Origin of the sequence: Neisseria sp. HMSC078H04 (assembly GCF_001838135.1) — a bacterium.
In the GTDB taxonomy this organism is placed as follows: domain Bacteria; phylum Pseudomonadota; class Gammaproteobacteria; order Burkholderiales; family Neisseriaceae; genus Neisseria.
The window spans coordinates 67,449-89,133 of sequence record NZ_KV835825.1; the positions used below are offsets into that span (position 1 = coordinate 67,449).

Below are 21,685 nucleotides of genomic sequence, written 5' to 3' on the forward strand. Positions count from 1 at the left end.
GCAGATTTGCACAAGAAAGGCCGTCTGAAAAACATACTTTCAGACGGCCTGTCAAAACGGCGGATGATTAATACTGATATGCCGCCAGTTTGCGTTTGATTTCAGGCAGGGCGGCGCGTGCGGCCTGTTCGCCCAATTGGATGGCGCGTTGTTTTTGGTCGAAACCGCCAATCGAGCCCAGCTCCAAAACCTGCGGTTTAATGACTACATTGGCTTGGCCCAATTCTTGGTGTAAGGCGGTTTGGCTCATCACGTTGAAGGTTTGGTCAAGATAGGAGAACATACCTTGGCTGACATTTTTGGCCGGACGGGCGGAAATATCGACGGCAATGATGAAGTTTGCACCCAGTTTTTTCGCCGCGCTGACCGGTACGGGCTGTGACAGGCCGCCGTCTACATATTTGCGGCTGCCGATAACAACAGGTTGGAACACGTTCGGAATCGAAGCAGAAGCGCGGACGGCCTGTCCGGCATTGCCTACGTTGAACACCACCGGTTTGCCGCTTTCAAAATCGGTTGCAACGGCGGCAAATTTGATGGGGAACTGCTGCATCGGGCGGTTGCCGACTTTGCGGTTGATGTAGTTTTGCAGTTTTTCGCCTTTGATGAAGCCGCTGGTGGACAAGGTCAAATCCACCAAATCGGTTTTACCCAAAATTTCCGCTTCCAATTCGAGGCGGTCGGGCGACATTCCCGAAGCGTACATACTGCCGACAATCGAGCCTGCGGATGTGCCGGTAACGATTTTGATCGGAATATTGTTTTCTTTCAAAACTTTAATAATCCCGATATGGGCAAATCCTTTGGATGCGCCGCCGCCCAAAGCCAGCGCAACCGTGGCTTTCGGTTTGGGTGCAGTATGCGAAACCGTATTTTGACCCTGCGTAGAAGGTTTGGATTGCGGCGCGTTGCCGCTCGGGCAGGCGGCCAATACCAAGACGGACGAAGCGGCTAAAAACGTTTTGAATGTGGAAAAAAGTTTATTCATGTTCAGACAGCCTTTAATATGTCGAAAGGGTTATTTTACTCTGAAATTAAGTCGAAAGGCCGTCTGAAATTAGGATTCAGACGGCCTTTTAAATCCGGCTTAAGCCAATTCGAGCTGTTTTTCCAAACTTTCGACCAGTTGGTCGTCCAAATTCAAAGCTTGGGACAAACGGCTCAGGAACACGATTTCCTTGCGCGACAAGTCTGCGCAGACCAATCGGGCCGCCAGATAAGTTTCGGCTGCCAAAGCCTCGTCATTGCCAACCGAAGCAGCAATTTGCTCGATGGAGGCCGGTTGCGCATATTCCGCCTGCAACCATGCCGCCGTTTCCGCATCGCTGCCGCTTTCACGCTCAATGGCCGCGCGTTCCGCATCGTCAATCAGGCCGTCTGAAGCCGCCGCCGCAATCATTGTTTGCAAAATTACACGGCTGTGGTTTTCACCAATCAGGCCGGCAGGTTGGAACGCACTTTGCGGCAATTCGTCCTGCTGGCGGTTTTGTTTCCAGTTTTGATAGCCTTTATAAGCCAGAAAACCCAAAGCGGCGACCGAGCCAGCCTTGACCAGCTTCTTTGCGTTTTTCTTTTTCAACAGCATCGATGCCAAAGCACCCGTCAACGCGCCGCCGCCGAAAGAATTGAGCGGGCTGTCCGCCACCGCTTTGCCGCCTTTTTGAGCCGCATCCAAAACCTGATTGAGCAACTGACTGAAATCCATAAAAAAATCTCCTGAAAACCAATACATTGCAAATATAGAGTAGAAACACCCAAAAACCAAGCCAAAGAAAGTTAAAAGGTGCAAACAAGTTTTCAGACGGCCATAGCCGACTTTCGGTACAATCACACCATTCCAAACAATAAATCCCATCATGACCGATACCGCCCAAATCATTACCAGCTATGGCCGCCGCTATATTGTCCGTACCCCTGACGGCCAAACATATGACGCCACCACCCGCAAAAAACGCGTCGATTTCGCCTGCGGCGACCAAGTCCGCATCAGCCCCATCAACGGCGAACAAGTCGTGATTGAAGACTACCTCCCGCGCGAAAGCCTGCTCTACCGCCAAGACGCGTGGAAAACCAAACTGATTGCCGCCAACGTTACCCAACTGCTCATCGTAACCGCCGCCAGCCCCTCACCCAGCGAAGCCCTGTTGCAACGCGCCCTCCTCGCAGCCGAAGCGGCCGGCATTAACGCCGTCATCGTCCTCAATAAAGCCGACCTCCCCGAAGCCGCCCAATGGCGCGAGAAACTCAAATTCTACGAAACCCTCGGCTACCCCGTGGTCGAAACCAACGCATTGGAAAACGCCGACATCCTGCGTCCCATTTTAGAAGGGCAAACCAACATCCTGCTCGGACAAAGCGGCATGGGCAAGTCCACCCTGACCAACGCCCTACTCGGCAACCAAGCCGCCCGAACCGGCGACATTTCCACCGCGCTCGACTCCGGCAAACACACCACCACCCACGCCCAACTGTACGATTTAGACGCAGAAACCCGACTCATCGATTCCCCCGGCCTGCAAGAATTCGGCCTGCACCATCTCCAAGCTGCCGATTTATTACAATACTTCCCCGACCTGCGCCACCTTATCGGCCAGTGCCGTTTCCACAACTGCACCCACCGCGCTGAACCCGGCTGCGCCGTCAAAGCCGCTGCCGAATCAGGCGAAGCCAAACCCGAGCGTATTGAGTTTCTGCAACGCGTTACCGATGAATTGTTGAGATAAAGTTTGAGTGGAAATAAGCGTTTGGATAAATAAAAAGGCCGTCTGAAATTTTCAGACGGCCTTTTTTTAAAGAATAACCAAATTTACCTTTCAACCGGCACTGCTACCTTAGCGGGAAAGAGAAGGTGCTTTTCGTGGCGGATTGATCATGAGAAGCACGGCTTCTTCAATTTGTTTGTCCTCCCGATCATGGAGCTCTACCGGAAACTTCAGACGCAACACTGTAACAATAGCGCCAACCGATAAGCCTGCGGCATGAAGCAACTCGATTTCTTTAAGTACCGGTGCGGAAAGGTTTAACATGGTTTCTCCTTATGGTTTGGCTAAGGCTTAGCCCACTTTATCCCCGGGCTGTGCGCCTGCGTCAACGTCGAGGAGCTTCAGTTTGCCCTCTGCCGTGGCGGCGGAGAGGATCATGCCTTCGGATACGCCGAATTTTGCCATTTTGCGCGGGGCGAAGTTGGCGACGGCGATGACCATGCGGCCGTTCAATTCGGCGGGGTTGGGATAAGACGCGGCGATGCCGGAGAAGATGATGCGTTTTTCAAAACCGAAATCGAGGTCGAATTTCAAAAGTTTGGTGCTGCCTTCGACGGCTTCGCAGTTCAATACTTTGGCGACGCGCATGTCAATTTTCATAAAGTCGTCAAAGCTTGCCTGTTCGGCGACTTTTTCGTATTTGCTCTCTTCGGCGGCAGGCGCGGCTGCGGCGGCGATGCTTTGTTTGTTGGCTTCGATTAAATCGTCCACTTGTTTTTGCTCCACTCGTTGCATTAAATGTTCGTACTTGTTGATGGTGTGTTCGCCCAAGGTTTCGCGCGTGTTTGCCCAAGTGATGGCTTCCAAATTCAGGAATTTGGCGGCGTTTTCGGCCACTTTCGGTAATACGGGGGCGAGGTAGGCAGTCAACATGGTAAAGGCGTTGATGAGTTCGCTGCATACTTCGTGCAGGCGTTCGTCTTGGCCTTCTTGTTTGGCGAGTTCCCAAGGTTTGTTGGCATCAACGTATTCGTTAACAATGTCTGCCAAGGCCATGATGTCGCGCAGGGCTTTGGCGTATTCGCGGCTTTCGTAGCATTCGGCAATGGCTTCGCTTTGCGCAGTCAGTTTTGCCAGCAATTCGCTGTCGGTAACGTCTTTCAGACGGCCTTCAAAGCGTTTGGCGATGAAACCTGAAGCGCGGGCGGCGATGTTGACGTATTTGCCGACGAGGTCGCTGTTGACGCGGCTGATAAAGTCTTGCAGGTTCAAATCGATGTCTTCGATTTTGCTGTTGAGCTTGGCGGCGATGTAGTAGCGCATCCACTCGGGGTTCAGGCCTTGTTCCAGATAGGATTTGGCGGTGATGAAGGTGCCGCGCGATTTGGACATTTTTTGTCCGTCCACGGTCAAAAAGCCGTGTGCGTACACGCCGGTCGGGGCGCGGTGGCCGGAGAAATGCAGCATGGCGGGCCAGAACAGGGCGTGGAAATAGAGAATATCTTTGCCGATGAAGTGGTACATCTCGGTTTGGCTGTCGGCTTTGAAGTATTCGTCAAAATCGATGCCGATTCGGTCGCACAGGTTTTTAAACGACGCCATGTAGCCGACGGGCGCGTCCAGCCAGACGTAGAAGTATTTGCCCGGCGCGTCGGGGATTTCAAAACCGAAATACGGCGCGTCGCGGGAGATGTCCCAGTCGGACAGCGTGGTTTCTTCGCCTTCGCCCAGCCATTCTTTCATTTTGTTGAGGGCTTCTGGTTGCAGATGGGGCTTGCCGTCGTGCGGGTTGTTGCCGGAGGTCCATGCTTTGAGGAAGTCGGCGCATTCGCCCAGTTTGAAGAAGAAGTGTTCGGATTCGCGCAATTCGGGTTTGGCACCGGATACGGCGGAATACGGATTAATCAGTTCGGTTGGGGAATAGGTCGTGCCGCAGACTTCGCAGTTGTCGCCGTATTGGTCGTGGGCGTGGCATTTGGGGCATTCGCCTTTGACGAAACGGTCGGGCAGGAACATTTGTTTTTCAGGGTCGAAAAGCTGCTCGATGACGCGGCTTTCGATTTTGCCGTTGGCTTTCAGCGCGCGGTAAATGTCTTGGGAAAACTGTTTGTTTTCAGGGGAATGGGTGCTGTAATAATTGTCGTAGCCGATGTTGAAACCGGTAAAGTCGGCGAGGTGCTCTTCGCGTACTTTGGCAATCATGTCTTCAGGCGCGATGCCTTGTTTTTGCGCGGCAAGCATCACGGGCGTGCCGTGGGTGTCGTCGGCGCAGCAGTAGTGGCACTCGTGGCCGCGCAGTTTTTGGAAGCGCACCCAAACGTCGGTTTGGATGTGTTCGACCATGTGGCCGAGGTGGATGCTGCCGTTGGCATACGGCAGCGCGGAAGTGACAAGGATTTTGCGTGTCATGGTTTGTGCTTTTAAAAACAATGGATAAAGATGTCGGGAATTATACCGCAAAACAATACGCAAAGGCCGTCTGAAACCCGATTGCCTGTGTTTCAGACGGCCTTTTATTTATCGGCTGTGTATGGGATTAACCGCGTACGCGTTCGATTTTTGCGCCTACGCCACCGAGTTTTTTCTCGATGTATTCATAGCCGCGGTCGAGGTGGTAGATGCGTTCGACGATGGTTTCGCCATCTGCGACCAAACCGGCCATGACGAGGCTGGCGGAGGCGCGCAGGTCGGTTGCCATCACGACGGCACCGGAGAGTTTTTCTACGCCTTTGATGTAGGCTGTGTTGCCTTCGGTGGTGATGTCTGCGCCCATGCGGTTGAGTTCGGGAACGTGCATGAAGCGGTTTTCAAAAATGGTTTCCACCACGCGGCTGCTGCCTTCGGCAATGGCGTTCATGGCCATAAACTGCGCCTGCATGTCGGTTGGGAAGCCAGGGTGGACGACAGTGCGGATGTCCACGGCTTTGGGGCGTTGTTGCATGTCGATGGAAATCCAGTTGTCGCCTGCTTCGATGATGGCGCCGGCTTCTGTCAGTTTGTTTAACACAACTTCCATGGTTTTGGGGGCGGCATTGCGCAGGACGACTTTGCCGCCGGTCATGGCAACGGCGCAGAGGAAGGTACCGGCTTCGATACGGTCGGGAACGACGCTGTGTTCGCAGCCGTGCAGTTCTTTTACGCCTTCGATGGTCATGGTTGCTGTACCGATGCCGCTGATTTTTGCGCCCATTTTGACGAGGCATTCGGCCAAATCAACAACTTCGGGCTCGATGGCGCAGTTTTCGAGGATGGTGGTGCCTTCGGCGAGCGTGGCCGCCATCAGCAGGTTTTCGGTACCGCCTACGGTCACGACGTCCATGGTGACGCGCGTGCCTTTCAGACGGCCTTTGGCTTTGACGTAACCGTGTTCGATGGTGATTTCCGCCCCCATGGTTTCGAGGCCTTTGAGGTGTTGGTCAACCGGGCGCGAACCGATGGCGCAGCCGCCGGGCAGGCTGACTTGGGCTTCACCGAAGCGGGCGAGGGTCGGGCCCAAAACCAAGATGGATGCGCGCATGGTTTTTACCAGCTCGTAAGGTGCGCAGGTGTTGTTGACAGTGCCGCCGTTGATTTCAAATTCGGAGATGTTGTCGGTCAAAACGCGTGCGCCCATGCCTTGCAGCAGTTTTTGGGTGGTTTTGACGTCGGCGAGCATGGGTACGTTTTTTAAGCGTAAAGTGCCGGAAGTCAACAGACCGGCACACATCAGCGGCAGGGCGGCGTTTTTTGCGCCGGATACGATGATTTCGCCGTTAAGGGGGCCGTTGGCAGAGATTTTGAGTTTGTCCACAGGATGTCTTTCGTTATTTGTCTGCACGGCTTATGCCGCACAAATGAAATGAGATGGATAATAAATCATCAATTATAAGGGATTATGCCCTTGCTGTTAGATTTGGCAGTATTAAATTTTCACAAGGTTTGTTTAAGTTGCGAAAGGATAAGATTTCAGGCCGTCTGAATGGTTCAGACGGCCTGTTTGCTAAGGCTTATTTTTTGGCTTTGAAGCCTAAGAGGTGTTGTGTGGTGGCCAGCCATGCGCCGAATACGCCCAGCGCGATGACGAAGCCGAATACCAGCGACACTTCGCTAAATGTGAAGAAACGCCAGCCGATGTTCAGACCGTAGGGTTTGAACATCGCGTCCACCAGCGGCCGTACTTCGGCCAGCAGCCAAGCCGACAAGCCCAAGCTGACGGCGGCGGAGAAAATACTCTGCCACATTGCTTGATAAAGGAAAGGACGGCGGATGAAGGAAGCGGGCGCACCCAACAGTTTGGTGATTTCCAACTCTTCCTTACGGCTGAGGATTTGCAGGCGGATGGTGTTGTGTGCCACCAAGACAAAGGCCATGCCCAAAGTCAGCGAGAGGAACCACAAAATCTTGCGGATAAATTCGTTAATACGATAAAGGGTTTGTACCCATTCGGTATCCATGGTTGCCGATTCAACGCGCGGCAGTTTGGTAATGTCTTTATAGATGGCCTGCATCTGATCCGGAGAAGTGGCAGGGTCGGGCGTAACGATAAAGACGTCGGGCAACGGGTTGCCATCGAGCATGGAAACGAGGTTTTGGTCGAGATTGGTCTGCAATTCTTCCAAACCTTCCTGCTTGCTGATAAAGCGGACTTTATCGATACGGCTGTCGCGTTGGAGCAGGTTTTTCACCGTATCGGTATCAGAACCTGCCGCATCGGTGTCCATATAAACCGTAATCTGCGGCGACTCGTTGAGTTTGCCCAACACGCTTTGTCCGCTTTGGATGCCCAAATACATAAACAGCGGCAAGGTCATGGCAACGGCAAGCATGAGCAGGGTCAGCAGCGTGCCGATGGGTTGGCGCAGAAGCTCTTTGAGTGCGGCGCGTGCCGATTCGACGTGTAACGAGATGTAATGAATCATACTCATGCGAGGCGTCCTTTCTGCAGGCGCAAGACGCGGTGGCCGTAATCCGCCATCAGCGTTTCATCGTGCGCCGCAACAATCACGGTCGTGCCTGCTTCATGGAAGGTTTTAAACAATTCCATAATATCCAGCGCATAGGCGCGGTCGAGGCTGGCGGACGGTTCGTCGGCAATCAGCAGGCTGGGTTGGTGAACCACTGCGCGCGCGATGCACAAACGTTGTTGTTCGCCGCCGGACAAAGTGATGGGCATATCGTTTTCGCGGCCTTTCAAGCCGACTTTCTCAATCGCAATGCGCGCACGCTCTTCCGCTTTGCGCGGCTGATAACCGCTAATCCGCAAAGGCAGGATAACGTTTTGCAAGACATTGCGGTCGTAGAGGATTTTGTGGTCTTGGAAGACAATGCCGATGTGTTGGCGCATAAAGCCGATCTGATTGTCGCTTAAGGTGCCGAGGTCTTGGTTGTTGAACCAAACCTTGCCTTTGGTAGGCTTGGCAATGCCTGAAATCAGCTTCAAAATGGTGGATTTTCCTGAGCCCGAATGGCCGGCAATAAAAATCATCTCACCTTTGTTAATCTGGAAACTGACATTTTTCAGGGCTTCGAAACCGCCGGGATAGGTTTTGGAAACTTGTTCGAAACGGATCATGGGTTTTCCTGAAAATAGGGATTCAGACGGCCGGCGTCATCGATAGGGCAACATGCCGTCTGAAAAAATGGGGATATTCACAGATTATAAATATTTCGGCTGCTTTTTGATAGTGAAACCCCGGTTCTGCCTGTGGAGACACTGTCGGTTTGCAACACAAAGTAATATGGTTTGAAAAAAGGCCGTCTGAACGGTTGGGTTTCAGACGGCCTCGGTATCAGCAGCGTAGGTTAAGCACCCTATCCGCTGTTTTATTTACATTTGGTTTTGGCCAAATTCACGGCGGCGGTCAGGCTTTTTTCGTTGACTTCGCCGGTGATGGTTTGTTTGTAGCCGCATTTCGGCGCTTCAACGACTGTGAAGGGCAATACGCCGACGTTGTTGCCGTGGGCTTTCATGAAGTTGCGGCTGTTGGCGCCGGTGTAACGCCAAATCGGGTAGCTGACCGGCGTTTGTTTCAGGAACTTGCCGATGTTGTCGGTGGTATCCAGCGCGATGCCGACCATATCGACGCTGCCTTTTTTCTGCGCTTTGTACCATGCGGACATGGCGGGCATTTCTTTACGGCAGGGGCCGCACCAGGTTGCCCAAAGGTTGACCACGCGCACGGGGGCTTTGAGCGATTCCAGACTTTGCGGTTTGTTGTCCTGCCAACCTGCCGTTTCGTCGGCCGCAAAGGCCGGTGCAGCGGTAAAAACGGTGGTGGACAGTAGAAGGGCGGTTAAGGCTTTCATGGTTGTATCCTTGAGGTTGCCAATCGAAATTGTGTTTATTGTAAAACGGTTTGGTGGGTATGCCTACCGATTCGTATCAAGATATCAGGTAAAAAGTTTGAGTAAAAATCAGTTGCAGACGATAATAACCGCCATCATTAAATGATTTTGCAATAATACGGAGATTTTCATGCCGTCTGAATTCACACTTTATCACAACCCGCGTTGCAGCAAATCGCGTGCCGCGCTGGCTTTGCTCGAAGAAAAAGGCGTTGCCGCCGACGTGGTCAAATATCTGGATACCGCGCCCGATTTGGCGACTTTGCAGGATATGTTTGCCAAACTCGGTATCGAATCGGTGCGCGGCATGATGCGCACGAAAGACGATTTGTACAAAGAATTGGGTTTGGATAATCCTGATTTGAACAATGCTGCCCTGCTTCAGGCAATCGCCGAACACCCCGCCCTGCTCGAGCGTCCCATTTTGGTAACGCCTACGCGTGCAGCCATCGGCCGTCCGTTAGAAAACATTGCCGCCCTACTCGGCTGACGGGGTTGGATAAGGCCGTCTGAAGATGATTTCCCTGCTTAAAAGCCGCAATGGCCTGCGATATTACCTGTTTCGCGGCCTTGCTTTGAGCGTTTTGCTGGTGTGCGGTATTTTTTTGAGCGGCACATGGCAGATTTACCGGACAGGTTTGCAAACCTTGCCGAAGGACGTTCATGCCGATGCGGCGGTGGTGTTGGGTGCGGCGGCGTGGGACAAACGCCCGTCGCCGGTATTCCGTGAGCGAATCAACCATGCCATCACGCTCTACCAAAGCCATCGGGTCGGCAAAATCATTTTCACCGGCGGTACACCCAAAAAAGGATTTATGACCGAAGCCGAAGTGGGGCGCCGATACGCGCTCAAGCAGGGCATACCGGCGCACAATATCCTGTTTGAAAACACGTCGCGCAACACTTACGAAAACCTGCGCAATATCGTCCCCATCATGCACGCCAACGGAGTCGGCAGCATTATTGTTGTCAGCGACCCGTATCATTTGGCGCGCGCCGAAGAAATGGCCGCCGATTTGGGCTTGTCAGACGCGCAGTTCTCCGCCACTCCGACCACGCGCTTTGACGAGCGCAGCAAGAAAGCCAAGTTCCTGATGCAGGAGAGCTATTCTTTGTTTCTCTACCGTATCGGAAAATGGAGCGATGCCGTTTGGAATTGGATAAGCAGTTGAGCCTTGGGCAAGCCATACAAAAGGCCGTCTGAAGCCTTTTAGGTTTCAGACGGCCTAAATGTATTCTTACTTATTAATATTGATTTGCAGCTATACTGCCAAAAATGACTACGGCCAGCACCAGATAAATTGCCATTACGATGGTAAACAGAATCAAGGCAGCCTTGAAATAATTGGCTTTATTCGGATTGGTGTTTGAGCTGAATGCCCACACAAACATCATGATCAGATTGACCAGCGGAATCATCATAATCAAGCTGGTTACCAACCAACCATTCGCTGATGCTGACGACCGGAGCCTGAGGCCGATCGATTTGGTTTTTTCCGTTCATACGTACCCAGTAACTTTGTTGAAAGAACAGTATCGGCATAGCATGTTCAGGCCGTCTGAATCTTCAGACGGCCTGAGCCTATGATTTTTGCAGCCGCTATTTCAATCGGATATAAAATGTACCGTCCGGCACGACGGGCAGGTATTTGCGGTAGAAGTCCAGATAGGTCTTGTTTGGGTCTATGTCGGCAAACTGCTGCGGATACAGGGTTTTGGCGATAAATTGCGCGCTGGCCAAATCGGCGATCGAGCGGGAGGCGGTGTGGTAGATGCCGTAAACGCGTTTGTTTTTGACGGCAGGAATGTCTGCCCAGCCTTTGCGTTTGACAAATCCGGCCAGGCGGCGTTGCGCATCGGCCTGGCTGATGCCTATGCCCATCGCCATAATGCCAGGCTTGTCTTTATGGCCGTTTTCCGTCCCCGAAATGACGATGACGTCGGGTTTGGCCGTCAGGAATTTTTCAGGGTTTATCGGTCCCCAGTTTTTAACGTAAGGCGCGGCGATATTGTTACCGCCTGCTGTGTCGGCAATCGCGCCCCACATATCTTTGCCGAAGGTGTAGCTGTATTCGGACGGGCCTTTGTCGCCGAACTCGATATAGATTTTCGGTTTGGACTGCTTGGCGCGCGCGACGCGTTTTTGGATGTCGGCAATGCCTCGGGCGTATTCGGCGGCAATTTTTTGGGCGCGCGCCTGCGTACCGTTGAGTTCGCCGAAAATTTCCGCACTGCGCGTGTGCCGCGCGACGGTTTCAGCGTTGAAATCGACCACGACGACGGGTATGCCTGCCGCTTCAATGCGCGGCAGGTGGGTGGCGACGGCCTTATACTGCCAGTCGGCCAGAATCAATACGTCCGGCTTGAGCGCGAGCGTTTTCTCCAGTGAAAACGTGCCGGTGCTGATGTTGCCGATGTCCGCAATGTTTTGCAGCGTAGGCAGCTTCTGTTTGAACATCGCCCAGCTGCCGGGATTGAATTTCTCCCAAAACTCACGCGAAATGCCGATGACGTTTTTAAATTTGTCCGCGCCCGTTACCGCGATATAGTCGGGATAGTAAAACGCCAAAACCGCGCGTTTGACAGGGACATCGACTTTGACTTCGCGTCCCAATACGTCTTTGATAGTTTTGATTTCGGCTTGGGCAAAAAGGGGCAGGAGGGCGAGGACGGCAAATAAAGCGCGTTTGTTCATGAGCGGATACTTTCAAAGAAATGATTATCATTTGTCTTGTTTTCAGGAGAAAAGTTCCCAGACGGTCCTTCTGCGCCGACATTATTTTCAGACGGCCGTACATTGTTTAAACCTTGCCGAAAAAGTAAAATACCTGTTTTCAAAGACTTTGGAGTCATCATGACCGTCAAAACCCGTTTCGCCCCCAGCCCCACCGGCTACCTGCACATCGGCGGCGTACGCACCGCCTTGTTTTCATGGGCGTTTGCCCGCCATCATAAAGGCGAATTCTTATTGCGTATCGAAGACACCGACTTGGCGCGCTCTACTGCCGAATCCGTCAACATCATCCTCGACGGCATGAAATGGGTCGGCCTGAACTACGACAACGCCGACAACGTCGTGTACCAAACCCGCCGTTTCGACCGCTATAAAGAAGTCATCGCCGAACTTTTAGAAAAAGGCCATGCCTACTACTGCTATTGCAGCAAAGAAGAGCTGGAAGCCATGCGCGAGAAAGCAGAAAAAGAAGGCACGGCGACGTACGATCGCCGTTGGCGTCCGGAAGAAGGCAAAACTCTGCCCGAAATCCCTGCCGACGTTCAACCCGTCGTCCGCTTCAAAACGCCTTTGGACGGCGTTACGAAATGGACGGATTTGGTCAAAGGCGAAATCTCCATCCCCAACGAAGCACTCGACGACCTGATTATCGCCCGCGCCGACGGCACGCCGACCTACAATTTCTGCGTTGTCGTGGACGACTACGACATGGGCATTACCCACGTTATCCGTGGTGACGACCATGTGAACAACACCCCGAAACAAATCAACATCTTAAAAGCCATCGGTGCAAATCTGCCCGAATACGGCCACCTGCCCATGATTCTTAACGAACAAGGCAAAAAAATCTCCAAACGCAGCGGCGATACCGTTGCCATTACCGATTTCGGCGCGATGGGTATCCTGCCCGAAGCCATGCTCAACTATCTGGCACGTTTAGGCTGGGCGCATGGCGACGATGAATTCTTCACAATGGAACAATTCATCGAATGGTTTGATTTGAAAGACGTTTCCCCGTCTCCAAGCCGTATGGACTTGAAAAAACTCTACTGGATCAACGGCGAACACATCAAAATCACCGCCAACGAAAAACTGGCCGAAATGGTGAAACCGCGCCTCGCCCTGCGCGATATCCATGAAACAAGCAAGCCTGCTTTGGAAGACGTGTTGGCATTGGTCAAAGACCGTGCCCAAGACCTGAACACGCTTGCCGACGAGTGCCTCTACTTCTACGTCAAACAAACGCCGGCCGAAGCAGACATGCAGAAACACTGGGACGACGAAGCCGCCGCCCGTATGCTGCGCTTTGCTGAACGCCTCGAAGGGCTGGAAGACTGGACCGCCGAAGCCATCCACGACCTCTTCAAACCTTTCTGCGACGAAGAAGGCATCAAAATGGGCAAACTCGGTATGCCTTTGCGCCTCGCAGTCTGTGGTACGGCGAAAACCCCAAGCGTCGATGCCGTATTGGCTTTGATCGGCAAAGAAGAAGTGTTGAAACGGATCCGTTCGTAAGGCATGAATGATAAAAGGCCGTCTGAAAACTGGGAATGCCAAGTTTTCAGACGGCCTTTTTATTTTGAACAGGATTTATTTATTCTTCTTCGCTCGGTTTGTTTTTATCTTTTTTGCGCCATAGGCCTTTAAACAATGCACCTGCTGCAACAGCACCAAAAATAATCAGTTTGCCGAATTTAGCCAGTAATGCGCCGGCCAAAGCTAATAATCCCAGTTTTTTTGCAGCGATACCGCCAACCAAGGCAGCCAGTCCGTATTCGGCCACTTTGTCGGTTGCCGCATTGAAATCGCTGTAGCGCTTGCCTTCATTGAATTCGATATTGCCCAACAATTCTTGCACAATAGGTTTGTATTGATCTATGCTTTTCAAATCGGTGATCATAGTCAATTCAATATAGCCTTCGCGTCCCAGCTGGAAAGTATTGTAGTTGATGGCAGGATTGGGATCGGGTTCGTTTTTATTCAGAACGTCAATCGACCAAATCAGACGATGGGTCTTTGCATCATATTGCGGTTTTTCTACCCAGCCGCGTGTTTCCAATTCCGGCAGGTTGCGGGAGGCACGCTCTTTATTTTGTTCCTCGGTACCTTCTTTCAGCTGCTCGAGCATGGCCTCAACATCCCATTCTTTGGCATCATCGTCTTTGATATAGCCGGAATCGGTAAAGGTTAGGTCTACCATCCAATTAGTATCACCGTCCTCGTTTTCCGACTCGGGGAGAATCAGGCCGTAGCGGTTGGGATCTGTAGCGTTGCCTGCTTCTCTCATCATGGCATTGGCGCGATTTTTTTTCACAAAGACCATTTTTGCAGGTAGTTTCAGTTTGGCCTGATTGCCCAAATCAACGGTTGCTGGGCCTTGGACGATCTGGTCGTCAACGTAGTTTGCGATAGAGTCTGAGGCTTGTTGCGCTTCTTGCCCGGATGCCTCGACGGCAGAAGCAGTATCAGATTTGGCTGCAGAAGCCGGCAGGGTTTGGATAGATAGTAGGGCTGCCAAAACGGCATAGGCGAGATGGTTGCTTTTCATCATAGGGTTCTCATGGAAGAAGAATTAAAAAAGATGCAGACAGCCGCAACACCATATGCTCCGGCATGACTAAAGGATAAATTTTACAATAAATAAATCATATTTACATATTTAAATATGACTGTAATTTAAAAATACAGGAAAGCTTTTTGACGAGAGGCAGAGCCATCATTGTGAAACTCAAAAAGGCCGTCTGAAAATTTTTCAGACGGCCTTTTATAATAAAACCAGAAAATAATGGAATAAGGCGGAGAATATGAGAAAATAATAGCCGCCTGCCTGTTACAACTGCCGATTGAATTAACTTTTATCGGCAGCCTGAATGTCCGGATTGGATAAAATAAGCCATCAAGAACAAAGACCAACAAGCATATTATGTAAACTTGGCGGCGGAAAAATCGGCTCTGCGCTTTACTTTACAAATCAAACAACTTTAAAGGAAAACCCATGAAAAAAACCTTACTTGCCCTGATGATGTTATCCGCCGCTGCCGCGTATGCCGGTGAGGCGGAAGACCGTTTGCTGTCCGTCCAATCGGTTTACCGTGCCGCTTTGCATGAGCAAAACAGCAACGACAGCAAAATCATTTCCCTGCAAAGTGATTTGGAAAGCGCGCAGCGCCGTTTGCAGGCCGCACAATCCGATATTGACCGTTTGAAAGGCGAAATTCAGACGGCTTTGGCTCAGAAAGAGCAGCAAAATGCCAAGCTGCAACAAGCCGGCCAAATGTTGGACGCGGCTTGGAATGCCGTTTACGGCGTAGGCGGCAGCAAGGCGAATCAATAATTTAGACATTGTATTATTTGCGTTTTACGCTTCTTTTATCATATTTATAAGGAAACCTCATGTCCCTACCTTCCTGCCCGAAATGCCACTCCGAATACACTTACGAAGACGGTGCCCAATACGTTTGCCCTGAGTGCGCCCATGAGTGGAACGAGGCCGATGCTGCGGCTGCAAGCGATGATGCCTTGGAAGTCAAAGATGCCAACGGCGCGGTATTGCAAGATGGTGATACGGTTGTCTTGATTAAAGATCTGAAAGTCAAAGGCAGCTCTATGGTCATCAAGCAAGGCACCAAAGTCAAAGGCATCCGCCTGCAAGAGGGCGACCACAATATCGGTTGCAAAATCGATGGCAGCGCGATGAACTTGAAATCTGAGTTCGTCAAAAAAGCCTAAAGATTTTATTTTTGAAAGGCCGTCTGAAATCCGAAGATTAGGATTCAGACGGCCTTTGTGCATTTCATTTAAAACAAAATAAATCTTTATTTAAAATTAAATAACTTTAATAGAGTTGAATTTCAGGCCGTCTGAAAAAGCGGCGGCAAAATGTTCCGCACATACGCGGGTGTAAAACCGTTAAAATAACGCTTTCCCCTATTCTACGGAACCATTATGCTTCAGCCGACCTCCAAACAGATTTTGCACGAAGTATTCGGTTATCCCGAATTTCGTGGCAAGCAGGAGGCTATCGTCAATGCTTTGGCCGGCGGCGAGAGTTTGATGGTGCTGATGCCGACGGGCGGGGGCAAGTCTTTGTGTTACCAGATTCCGGCGCTGATGCGCGAAGGCGTGGCGGTTGTTGTATCGCCGCTGATTGCGCTGATGAACGACCAAGTGGCCAGCCTGCATGTGGCCGGGATTGAAGCGGCGGCAGTCAACAGCAGCACATCGGCAGATGAGGCGCGCGAGATTGCCGACAAACTTGCCCAAGGCCGTCTGAAACTGCTTTATGTCGCACCGGAACGCTTGGTTACCGACCGCTTTTTACGTTTTCTCGACCAACAAACCGTCAGTCTGTTTGCCATTGATGAGGCGCATTGTGTCAGCCAATGGGGACACGATTTCCGCCCCGAATATCAACAGCTCGGCATGCTTGCCGAACGCTATCCGAACGTCCCGCGCATCGCCCTGACCGCTACCGCCGATGCGGCCACGCGCGCCGACATCAAGCATTATCTGCACTTGGACAATGCGCCCGAATTTATTTCCAGCTTTGACCGTCCGAATATTTATTATCAGGTTATCGAAAAAAATAATGGCAAAAAACAATTGCTGGATTTCATCCGCAAGCAGATGTATGGGCAAAGCGGCATTGTGTATTGCTTAAGCCGCAAAAAAGTCGAGGATGTGGCTCAGTTTTTGTGTGAAAACGGCTTGGAGGCGATTCCGTATCATGCCGGTTTGAGCATGGACGTGCGCGAGGAAAACCAACGCCGCTTTACGCATGAAGACAATATTATTGTGGTGGCGACCGTGGCGTTCGGCATGGGCATAGACAAACCCGACGTGCGCTTTGTCGCCCATCTCGATATGCCCCAAAGTGTCGAACATTTCTATCAGGAATCGGGGCGCGCCGGCCGGGACGGTCTGCCTGCCGTGAGCTGGCTGTGTTACGGCTTGAACGATTGGGTGTTGCTGCGCGAACGGATTGCCGAAGGCAACAGCGACGAGGTGCAAAAGCAAATCGAAATGCAAAAACTCGATGCCATGCTTTCCGTCTGCGAAACCGCCGCCTGCCGCCGCGTACTGCTGCTCAAACATTTCGGCGAAGAATCCGAACCCTGCGGCCATTGCGACAACTGCCTGCATCCGCCCGTGCGGTTTGACGGCACGGTGTTGGTGCAAAAATTACTCAGCTGCGTGTACCGCGCCGGACAACGCTTTGCCGCCGGTTACATCACCAACCTTTTACGCGGTAAAAGCGACGATTGGATACTGCGCAACGGCCATGACAAGTTATCCACATTCGGCATCGGCAGCGAACAGACTGACAAGGAATGGCGCAGTGTCATCCGCCAGTGCATCAGCTTGGGCTATCTCACCGTCAACGTCGAGCAGCATCAAGCCTTGCAGCTGACCGAAGCGGCCAAAAAAGTCCTCAAGGGCGAAACCGAAGTCATGTTGCGTCCCCTGCGCCGCGAAAAAACGGCCACCCAAAAGCCGAAAGACGATTGGTTGCGCACCGAGCGCGAAGAGCGTTTGTGGCAGGCATTGCGCCAATGGCGTCAACAACGCGCCCAGGCGGAGGAAGTACCGGCCTATGTGGTTTGCGGCGACAAAACCCTGCGCGATATTGTCGAAAAAATGCCCCGAAGTTTGGAAGATTTACATCAAATCTACGGCCTGGGTGAGGCGAAAATCAATAAATTCGGTTTGGAGATACTCGACGTTTGCGAAACGGCCGAAGCCGGTACAGTTTCCACAGATAATATACAAGTTATCCACAGCTTGGGCGAGCGCGAACAGGCCTTAAAACAGGTTTTGGAAACTTGGCGCGAGCAGCAGGCAAGTGCCGATCAAGTGACGCTGGGAACGGTATTCTCCAACGAAAGCATGGACGATTTGCTGACCAATACGCCTGCCGAACCCATCGACCTTTTAGGCGTGTATAAACTCGGCGAAAAACGTATCGAGCAATACGGCGAGGGCATTTTAAACATCTGCCGCCCGTTTTCAGACGGCCTGAGCGAAGAGGATAAACGCAAACGCCGTTTGATGCGCCGTCTGCTTCAGTGGAACATCGATACTGCCCGCCATGAAGGCCTCGAAGCCTATCAGATATGCAGCAAAGTTACCCTGCGCGCGATTGCCGCCCGACGGCCGCAAGATTTGGCGGAGTTGGCGGAAATCCACGGCATGAATGAGGAGAAAATCGACAAATACGGCGCAGAAATTGTCGAATTGTGTAAACAAGCGGATTGATTGACCGCGTTCATCATTAAAGGCCGTCTGAAACCCAATCAAGCATGGTGTTTCAGACGGCCTTTTGAATTTTTAATCTTTATAAAACAATGAATAAGAAAATAACTTTATTTATTTCGTCAGTTTTTTAAAGCTGCCGCGTCTAAACAGGCATGAAATATGGGATGGTGCCGATTGATTTTTCGTCCCATCCCATTCAACACACATTGATTAGGAAAATAAATGAACACCTCATCCAACCCCTCTTGGCAGGCTGCTTTCGGTTTGTTGACGCTCAGGCTTTTTGCCGCGTATGAATTTCTTGAGTCCGGTTTGGAAAAATGGAACGGGGAAAACTGGTTTGCAGAAATAAACAGTCAATTTCCCTTTCCGTTCAATTTGTTGTCGGATACGGTCAACTGGAATTTGGCCATGTGGGCGGAACTGGTTTTGCCTGCGCTGCTCATCGTCGGCTTGGCAACGCGGCTGTCCGCGCTGGGATTGATGGTCGTAACGGCTGTCGCATGGTCTGCGGTACATGCCGGCTTGGGGTACAATGTGTGCGACAACGGTTATAAAATAGCACTGATTTATTTGGTGGTTTTATTTCCTGTCCTATTGCAGGGCGCAGGCCGTCTGTCTTTGGATGCCCTGCTGAAGAAACGCTGTTGTCGTATCAAGCATTTTCTTTAAGGATTAACGGTCGCGGGCCGACTTTAAATGCCCGATATTATCCCTTGATTTATTTAAACTCGTATTCTAAAAAGGAAGTTAAAATGAAAAAAAATGTAGCTGCTGCTTTGGCCGGTGCGCTGTCCCTGTCTCTGGCTGCCGGCGTTGTTGCCGCTGATAAACCGTTAAGCAGCAAAGCAGGTGTTCAGAAATCTGCTCAAGGCTCTTGCGGTGCGGTTAAAGCCGGTGAAGGTTCATGCGGTGCAAGCGCTGTTTCTAAAGCAAGCGAAGGCAAATGTGGCGAAGGCAAATGCGGTTCAACCGTGGAAAAAACTCACGCCAAAAAAGGCAAAGCATCTAAAGCCAAAGCTGCCAAAGTAGTAGAAGGCAAATGCGGCGAAGGTAAATGCGGTTCTAAATAATCCTGCAACATACCTTTAACAAAGTCGCATTTTATAAACAAAAATGCGACTTTGTCGTTCATACGGCATCATAACAGGACATCACCATGATTCAACACGCAGGCTTGGGCTACCGCCGCGACTTGGCGGAAGACTTCCTCTCGCTTTCAGACGACAGCCCGATACGCTTTATCGAAGCCGCCCCCGAAAACTGGCTGAAAATGGGCGGCAGGGCGCGCAAACAGTTTGACCGCGTGGCAGAGCGGCTGCCGCTGGCGTTGCACGGATTATCCATGTCGCTGGGCGGACAGGCCCCGCTGGATACTGCCTTGATAGACGGAATCAAAGAAATGATGCGCCGCTACGATTGCACGTTTTTCTCCGACCATTTGAGCTACTGCCATGATGGCGGTCATCTCTACGACCTGTTGCCGCTGCCCTTCACTGAAGAGATGGTGCGGCATACCGCGCGGCGTATCCGCGAAGTGCAAGACCGGTTGGGCTGCCGTATTGCCGTGGAAAACACCTCCTACTATCTGCATTCTCCGCTTGCCGAGATGAACGAGGTTGAGTTCCTCAACGCCGTTGCCCGTGAAGCCGACTGCGGTATTCATTTGGATGTGAACAATATTTATGTCAACGCCGTCAACCACGGCCTGTTGTCGCCTGAAGCCTTTTTAGAAAATGTGGACGCAGAGCGCGTGTGCTATATCCATATTGCCGGACATGACGTGGAAACGCCCGAATTGTTGATTGATACCCACGGCGCCGCAGTATTGCCGACTGTTTGGGATTTGCTCGAACTCGCCTATGCCAAACTGCCGACGATTCCGCCCACCCTGCTGGAACGCGATTTCAATTTCCCGCCTTTTGCCGAACTCGAAGCTGAAGTCGCCAAAATCGCCGACTATCAAACGCGTGCCGGAAAGGAATACCGCCGTGCAGCCTGAAACCTCTGCCCAATACCAACACCGCTTTGCCCAAGCCATACGCGAAGGCAAAGCCGCAGACGGATTGCCGCAAGAGCGCCTGAACGTCTATATCCGCCTGATACGCAACAATATTCACAGCTTTATCGACCGCTGTTATACCGAAACGCTGCAATACTTTGACAGCGAAGAATGGGGCCGTCTGAAAGAAGGTTTCGTCCGCGACGCGCGCGCACAAACGCCCTATTTTCAAGAAATCCCCGGCGAGTTCCTCCGATATTGCCAAAGCCTGCCGCTTTCAGACGACCTCTTGGCATTGATGGACTTTGAACACACCCAGCTGCTTGCCGAAACCGCTCAAACCGACAGCCAAACAACCCATGCCGATTCAGACGATTTGGCCTACACCCTTTCTCCCGCCGCCTTTGTGCGCCGTTATCAGTATGACGTGACGGACGAATTGCAGGAGGCGGAAACTGCCGTTTTGGTGTGGCGCGATAAGGAAGACGACGTGATGTACCAAATGCTTGATGGATTCGACGCCTTATTGCTGGAAACGCTGGCAGAAACGCCCACTTCCCTAAATGGCCTGCAAACCATGCTGGCAGAGTTCATGCCGTCTGAAAACGCTTGGCAGGACGCATTAAGGCAGAAATGGACGGATTGGCGGGAACAGGGCATTTTGGTTGCGGCATAAACCAAGGCCGTCTGAAACGGACGCAGTCGGTTTCGGCGAAACAAAAATACTACTGAAATCGTTTATAGATTCAATCGCATGCTCTTGCCGTATCAGCGTAAAATCAAAAGTATATTGATCATTCCTTTCATACTGATACATTATGGCTCTACCCGAACTGACCGATGCCGAGCTTGCCGAATCCCGCAAACTGCTGTTGCGCTTTGCCCATATCCAGCTGCCCGACCGCCCCGATTTGGCGGAAGACCTCGTACAGGAAACCATGCTTTCTGCCTACCGTGCGGCCGAGGGTTTCAAAGGCGACGCCCAAGTGAGCAGCTGGCTGTTTGCAATCTTAAAAAACAAAATTACCGACTGCCTGCGCCAAATCGGACGGCAACGCCAAGTTTTCGTCACGCGCGACGAGGAAGCCTTGGATGAAGCCTTTGAAGGACATTTTGCCGCTGACGGGCATTGGACGGATGAAGGACAACCTCAGGGTTGGGACTCGCCCGAAGCCAGTTTGAACAATAAAGAGTTCTACCAAGTTTTACAGACCTGCCTCTACCATCTGCCGGAAAACACCGCCCGCGTGTTTACCATGAAAGAAATTCTCGGTTTTTCAAGCGATGAAATCCGCGAGCAATGCGGCATCAGCCATGCCAACTATCACACCATCATGCACCGCGCGCGCGAAACCTTGCGCCAGTGCCTGCAAATCAAATGGTTCTCCCATGCCTGACAGGAAAACGCCATGAAAAAATGCCGCAAAATGACCGATCTGATTTCCAAACAGCAAGACCAAGTGCGTCTCAGTCTTTTTAACCGCATTGCCCTTGCCGTGCACCTGTCGCTCTGCCCCCGTTGCCGCGAATATAAGAAACAGCTCGAATTAATCAGCAACGCCATGCACAAGATATTTCGATAATTAAAAAAAGGCCGTCTGAAACCTGCCCCTGTCAGTTTCAGACGGCCTTTTTGCATCTGCTTTATTTATCGCTAACCTTGAATAA

24 protein-coding genes are annotated in these 21,685 nt (G+C 51.7%); 13 read left to right on the plus strand and 11 right to left on the minus strand.

The genetic code is table 11. From position 1 onward, the window contains the following. Positions 1-67: 67 nt before the first annotated feature. Both HMPREF2560_RS02265 and HMPREF2560_RS02270 read right to left on the minus strand, forming a co-directional pair. A complete protein-coding gene (locus tag HMPREF2560_RS02265) occupies positions 68-988 on the minus strand; it encodes a patatin-like phospholipase family protein (RefSeq protein ID WP_070734959.1) in 921 nt (306 codons plus the stop codon). Between the two features lie 99 nt (positions 989-1,087). Continuing rightward, positions 1,088-1,705, minus strand: a complete 618-nt coding sequence (locus HMPREF2560_RS02270; RefSeq protein WP_070606511.1) for a tellurite resistance TerB family protein — start codon at positions 1,703-1,705, stop codon at positions 1,088-1,090. A gap of 151 nt (positions 1,706-1,856) precedes the next feature. Between HMPREF2560_RS02270 and rsgA the strand changes: the two genes are divergently transcribed. Next, positions 1,857-2,723, plus strand: coding sequence for a ribosome small subunit-dependent GTPase A (gene rsgA / locus HMPREF2560_RS02275; RefSeq protein ID WP_070606508.1), 867 nt, complete (start codon positions 1,857-1,859; stop codon positions 2,721-2,723). A 108-nt stretch (positions 2,724-2,831) separates the two neighbouring features. On the opposite strand, the gene HMPREF2560_RS02280 is transcribed toward rsgA, so the two are convergent. The 6 genes from HMPREF2560_RS02280 to HMPREF2560_RS02305 all read right to left on the minus strand — a co-directional run bounded on the left by HMPREF2560_RS02280 (position 2,832) and on the right by HMPREF2560_RS02305 (position 8,987). After that, a complete protein-coding gene (locus HMPREF2560_RS02280) occupies positions 2,832-3,026 on the minus strand; it encodes a virulence regulator (RefSeq protein WP_070606506.1) in 195 nt (64 codons plus the stop codon). Between the two features lie 27 nt (positions 3,027-3,053). After that, positions 3,054-5,111 carry a methionine--tRNA ligase gene (metG, locus tag HMPREF2560_RS02285; protein ID WP_070606503.1) on the minus strand — a complete coding sequence of 686 codons (2,058 nt, stop codon included), beginning with the start codon at positions 5,109-5,111 and terminating at the stop codon, positions 3,054-3,056. 127 nt (positions 5,112-5,238) lie between these two features. Next, positions 5,239-6,492, minus strand: coding sequence for a UDP-N-acetylglucosamine 1-carboxyvinyltransferase (murA, locus tag HMPREF2560_RS02290; RefSeq protein ID WP_070504121.1), 1,254 nt, complete (start codon positions 6,490-6,492; stop codon positions 5,239-5,241). 196 nt (positions 6,493-6,688) lie between these two features. Then, positions 6,689-7,606 carry a permease-like cell division protein FtsX gene (gene ftsX, locus HMPREF2560_RS02295; protein WP_070606500.1) on the minus strand — a complete coding sequence of 306 codons (918 nt, stop codon included), beginning with the start codon at positions 7,604-7,606 and terminating at the stop codon, positions 6,689-6,691. Next, positions 7,603-8,253 carry a cell division ATP-binding protein FtsE gene (gene ftsE / locus HMPREF2560_RS02300; protein ID WP_070606497.1) on the minus strand — a complete coding sequence of 217 codons (651 nt, stop codon included), beginning with the start codon at positions 8,251-8,253 and terminating at the stop codon, positions 7,603-7,605. Before ftsE ends, ftsX begins: the two co-directional genes overlap by 4 nt. Before the next feature lie 251 nt (positions 8,254-8,504). Then, positions 8,505-8,987: a TlpA disulfide reductase family protein gene (locus HMPREF2560_RS02305; RefSeq protein ID WP_070606494.1), complete on the minus strand. Its 483-nt coding sequence runs from the start codon at positions 8,985-8,987 to the stop codon at positions 8,505-8,507. 169 nt (positions 8,988-9,156) lie between these two features. On the opposite strand from HMPREF2560_RS02305, the gene arsC reads away from it, so the two are divergent. Together arsC and HMPREF2560_RS02315 are read left to right on the plus strand one after the other, a co-directional pair. Beyond that, positions 9,157-9,516 carry an arsenate reductase (glutaredoxin) gene (gene arsC / locus HMPREF2560_RS02310; protein WP_070734957.1) on the plus strand — a complete coding sequence of 120 codons (360 nt, stop codon included), beginning with the start codon at positions 9,157-9,159 and terminating at the stop codon, positions 9,514-9,516. Positions 9,517-9,541: 25 nt separating this feature from the next. Then, a complete protein-coding gene (locus tag HMPREF2560_RS02315; RefSeq protein ID WP_070606488.1) occupies positions 9,542-10,198 on the plus strand; it encodes a YdcF family protein in 657 nt (218 codons plus the stop codon). A 73-nt stretch (positions 10,199-10,271) separates the two neighbouring features. Here the strand turns inward: HMPREF2560_RS02315 and HMPREF2560_RS02320 are convergent, their stop codons facing one another. Then, complete coding sequence (locus HMPREF2560_RS02320) at positions 10,272-10,448, minus strand: hypothetical protein (protein WP_283116066.1); 177 nt, start codon at positions 10,446-10,448, stop codon at positions 10,272-10,274. A gap of 178 nt (positions 10,449-10,626) precedes the next feature. Then, positions 10,627-11,721 (minus strand): ABC transporter substrate-binding protein, encoded by a 1,095-nt coding sequence (locus HMPREF2560_RS02325; RefSeq protein ID WP_070606482.1) that lies wholly within the window; start codon positions 11,719-11,721, stop codon positions 10,627-10,629. Positions 11,722-11,880: 159 nt separating this feature from the next. On the opposite strand from HMPREF2560_RS02325, the gene gltX reads away from it, so the two are divergent. Further along, positions 11,881-13,275 carry a glutamate--tRNA ligase gene (gene gltX, locus HMPREF2560_RS02330; RefSeq protein ID WP_004519161.1) on the plus strand — a complete coding sequence of 465 codons (1,395 nt, stop codon included), beginning with the start codon at positions 11,881-11,883 and terminating at the stop codon, positions 13,273-13,275. A 79-nt stretch (positions 13,276-13,354) separates the two neighbouring features. Here gltX and HMPREF2560_RS02335 read toward each other — a convergent pair whose 3' ends face one another. Continuing rightward, positions 13,355-14,311, minus strand: coding sequence for a DUF2167 domain-containing protein (locus HMPREF2560_RS02335; protein ID WP_004519160.1), 957 nt, complete (start codon positions 14,309-14,311; stop codon positions 13,355-13,357). A 444-nt stretch (positions 14,312-14,755) separates the two neighbouring features. On the opposite strand from HMPREF2560_RS02335, the gene HMPREF2560_RS02340 reads away from it, so the two are divergent. From HMPREF2560_RS02340 to HMPREF2560_RS11075, 9 genes are all read left to right on the plus strand, one after another. Beyond that, positions 14,756-15,094: a hypothetical protein gene (locus tag HMPREF2560_RS02340; protein WP_004519158.1), complete on the plus strand. Its 339-nt coding sequence runs from the start codon at positions 14,756-14,758 to the stop codon at positions 15,092-15,094. A 59-nt stretch (positions 15,095-15,153) separates the two neighbouring features. Next, positions 15,154-15,489 carry a zinc ribbon domain-containing protein YjdM gene (locus tag HMPREF2560_RS02345; protein WP_004519157.1) on the plus strand — a complete coding sequence of 112 codons (336 nt, stop codon included), beginning with the start codon at positions 15,154-15,156 and terminating at the stop codon, positions 15,487-15,489. Positions 15,490-15,705: 216 nt separating this feature from the next. Further along, entirely contained in the window at positions 15,706-18,015 is a 2,310-nt protein-coding gene (recQ, locus tag HMPREF2560_RS02350; protein ID WP_070873674.1) for a DNA helicase RecQ, read from the plus strand. Between the two features lie 222 nt (positions 18,016-18,237). Further along, on the plus strand, positions 18,238-18,687 hold the full coding sequence (locus HMPREF2560_RS02355; protein WP_004519155.1) for an HvfX family Cu-binding RiPP maturation protein: 450 nt from the start codon (positions 18,238-18,240) through the stop codon (positions 18,685-18,687). Between the two features lie 83 nt (positions 18,688-18,770). Continuing rightward, complete coding sequence (locus tag HMPREF2560_RS02360) at positions 18,771-19,088, plus strand: HvfA family oxazolone/thioamide-modified RiPP metallophore (RefSeq protein ID WP_003686668.1); 318 nt, start codon at positions 18,771-18,773, stop codon at positions 19,086-19,088. Between the two features lie 86 nt (positions 19,089-19,174). After that, a complete protein-coding gene (locus tag HMPREF2560_RS02365; RefSeq protein WP_070606462.1) occupies positions 19,175-20,017 on the plus strand; it encodes an HvfB family MNIO-type RiPP peptide maturase in 843 nt (280 codons plus the stop codon). Continuing rightward, a complete protein-coding gene (locus HMPREF2560_RS02370) occupies positions 20,007-20,693 on the plus strand; it encodes an HvfC family RiPP maturation protein (RefSeq protein ID WP_070606460.1) in 687 nt (228 codons plus the stop codon). The genes HMPREF2560_RS02365 and HMPREF2560_RS02370 overlap by 11 nt, the downstream gene beginning before the upstream one ends. Positions 20,694-20,835: 142 nt before the next feature. After that, positions 20,836-21,414, plus strand: a complete 579-nt coding sequence (locus HMPREF2560_RS02375) for a sigma-70 family RNA polymerase sigma factor (protein WP_063068580.1) — start codon at positions 20,836-20,838, stop codon at positions 21,412-21,414. Between the two features lie 12 nt (positions 21,415-21,426). Continuing rightward, positions 21,427-21,600: an anti-sigma factor family protein gene (locus HMPREF2560_RS11075; RefSeq protein ID WP_094192861.1), complete on the plus strand. Its 174-nt coding sequence runs from the start codon at positions 21,427-21,429 to the stop codon at positions 21,598-21,600. Positions 21,601-21,685 lie beyond the last annotated feature (85 nt).

Excerpts from the sequence above, each read along its gene's own strand:
- HMPREF2560_RS02265 (WP_070734959.1), bottom strand. The coding sequence starts at position 988 with ATGAATAAACTTTTTTCCACATTCAAAACGTTTTTAGCCGCTTCGTCC.
- HMPREF2560_RS02270 (WP_070606511.1), bottom strand. The coding sequence starts at position 1,705 with ATGGATTTCAGTCAGTTGCTCAATCAGGTTTTGGATGCGGCTCAAAAA.
- rsgA (WP_070606508.1), top strand. The coding sequence starts at position 1,857 with ATGACCGATACCGCCCAAATCATTACCAGCTATGGCCGCCGCTATATT.
- HMPREF2560_RS02280 (WP_070606506.1), bottom strand. The coding sequence starts at position 3,026 with ATGTTAAACCTTTCCGCACCGGTACTTAAAGAAATCGAGTTGCTTCAT.
- metG (WP_070606503.1), bottom strand. The coding sequence starts at position 5,111 with ATGACACGCAAAATCCTTGTCACTTCCGCGCTGCCGTATGCCAACGGC.
- ftsX (WP_070606500.1), bottom strand. The coding sequence starts at position 7,606 with ATGAGTATGATTCATTACATCTCGTTACACGTCGAATCGGCACGCGCC.
- ftsE (WP_070606497.1), bottom strand. The coding sequence starts at position 8,253 with ATGATCCGTTTCGAACAAGTTTCCAAAACCTATCCCGGCGGTTTCGAA.
- HMPREF2560_RS02305 (WP_070606494.1), bottom strand. The coding sequence starts at position 8,987 with ATGAAAGCCTTAACCGCCCTTCTACTGTCCACCACCGTTTTTACCGCT.
- arsC (WP_070734957.1), top strand. The coding sequence starts at position 9,157 with ATGCCGTCTGAATTCACACTTTATCACAACCCGCGTTGCAGCAAATCG.
- HMPREF2560_RS02315 (WP_070606488.1), top strand. The coding sequence starts at position 9,542 with ATGATTTCCCTGCTTAAAAGCCGCAATGGCCTGCGATATTACCTGTTT.
- HMPREF2560_RS02320 (WP_283116066.1), bottom strand. The coding sequence starts at position 10,448 with ATGATGATTCCGCTGGTCAATCTGATCATGATGTTTGTGTGGGCATTC.
- HMPREF2560_RS02325 (WP_070606482.1), bottom strand. The coding sequence starts at position 11,721 with ATGAACAAACGCGCTTTATTTGCCGTCCTCGCCCTCCTGCCCCTTTTT.
- gltX (WP_004519161.1), top strand. The coding sequence starts at position 11,881 with ATGACCGTCAAAACCCGTTTCGCCCCCAGCCCCACCGGCTACCTGCAC.
- HMPREF2560_RS02335 (WP_004519160.1), bottom strand. The coding sequence starts at position 14,311 with ATGATGAAAAGCAACCATCTCGCCTATGCCGTTTTGGCAGCCCTACTA.
- HMPREF2560_RS02340 (WP_004519158.1), top strand. The coding sequence starts at position 14,756 with ATGAAAAAAACCTTACTTGCCCTGATGATGTTATCCGCCGCTGCCGCG.
- HMPREF2560_RS02345 (WP_004519157.1), top strand. The coding sequence starts at position 15,154 with ATGTCCCTACCTTCCTGCCCGAAATGCCACTCCGAATACACTTACGAA.
- recQ (WP_070873674.1), top strand. The coding sequence starts at position 15,706 with ATGCTTCAGCCGACCTCCAAACAGATTTTGCACGAAGTATTCGGTTAT.
- HMPREF2560_RS02355 (WP_004519155.1), top strand. The coding sequence starts at position 18,238 with ATGAACACCTCATCCAACCCCTCTTGGCAGGCTGCTTTCGGTTTGTTG.
- HMPREF2560_RS02360 (WP_003686668.1), top strand. The coding sequence starts at position 18,771 with ATGAAAAAAAATGTAGCTGCTGCTTTGGCCGGTGCGCTGTCCCTGTCT.
- HMPREF2560_RS02365 (WP_070606462.1), top strand. The coding sequence starts at position 19,175 with ATGATTCAACACGCAGGCTTGGGCTACCGCCGCGACTTGGCGGAAGAC.
- HMPREF2560_RS02375 (WP_063068580.1), top strand. The coding sequence starts at position 20,836 with ATGGCTCTACCCGAACTGACCGATGCCGAGCTTGCCGAATCCCGCAAA.
- HMPREF2560_RS11075 (WP_094192861.1), top strand. The coding sequence starts at position 21,427 with ATGAAAAAATGCCGCAAAATGACCGATCTGATTTCCAAACAGCAAGAC.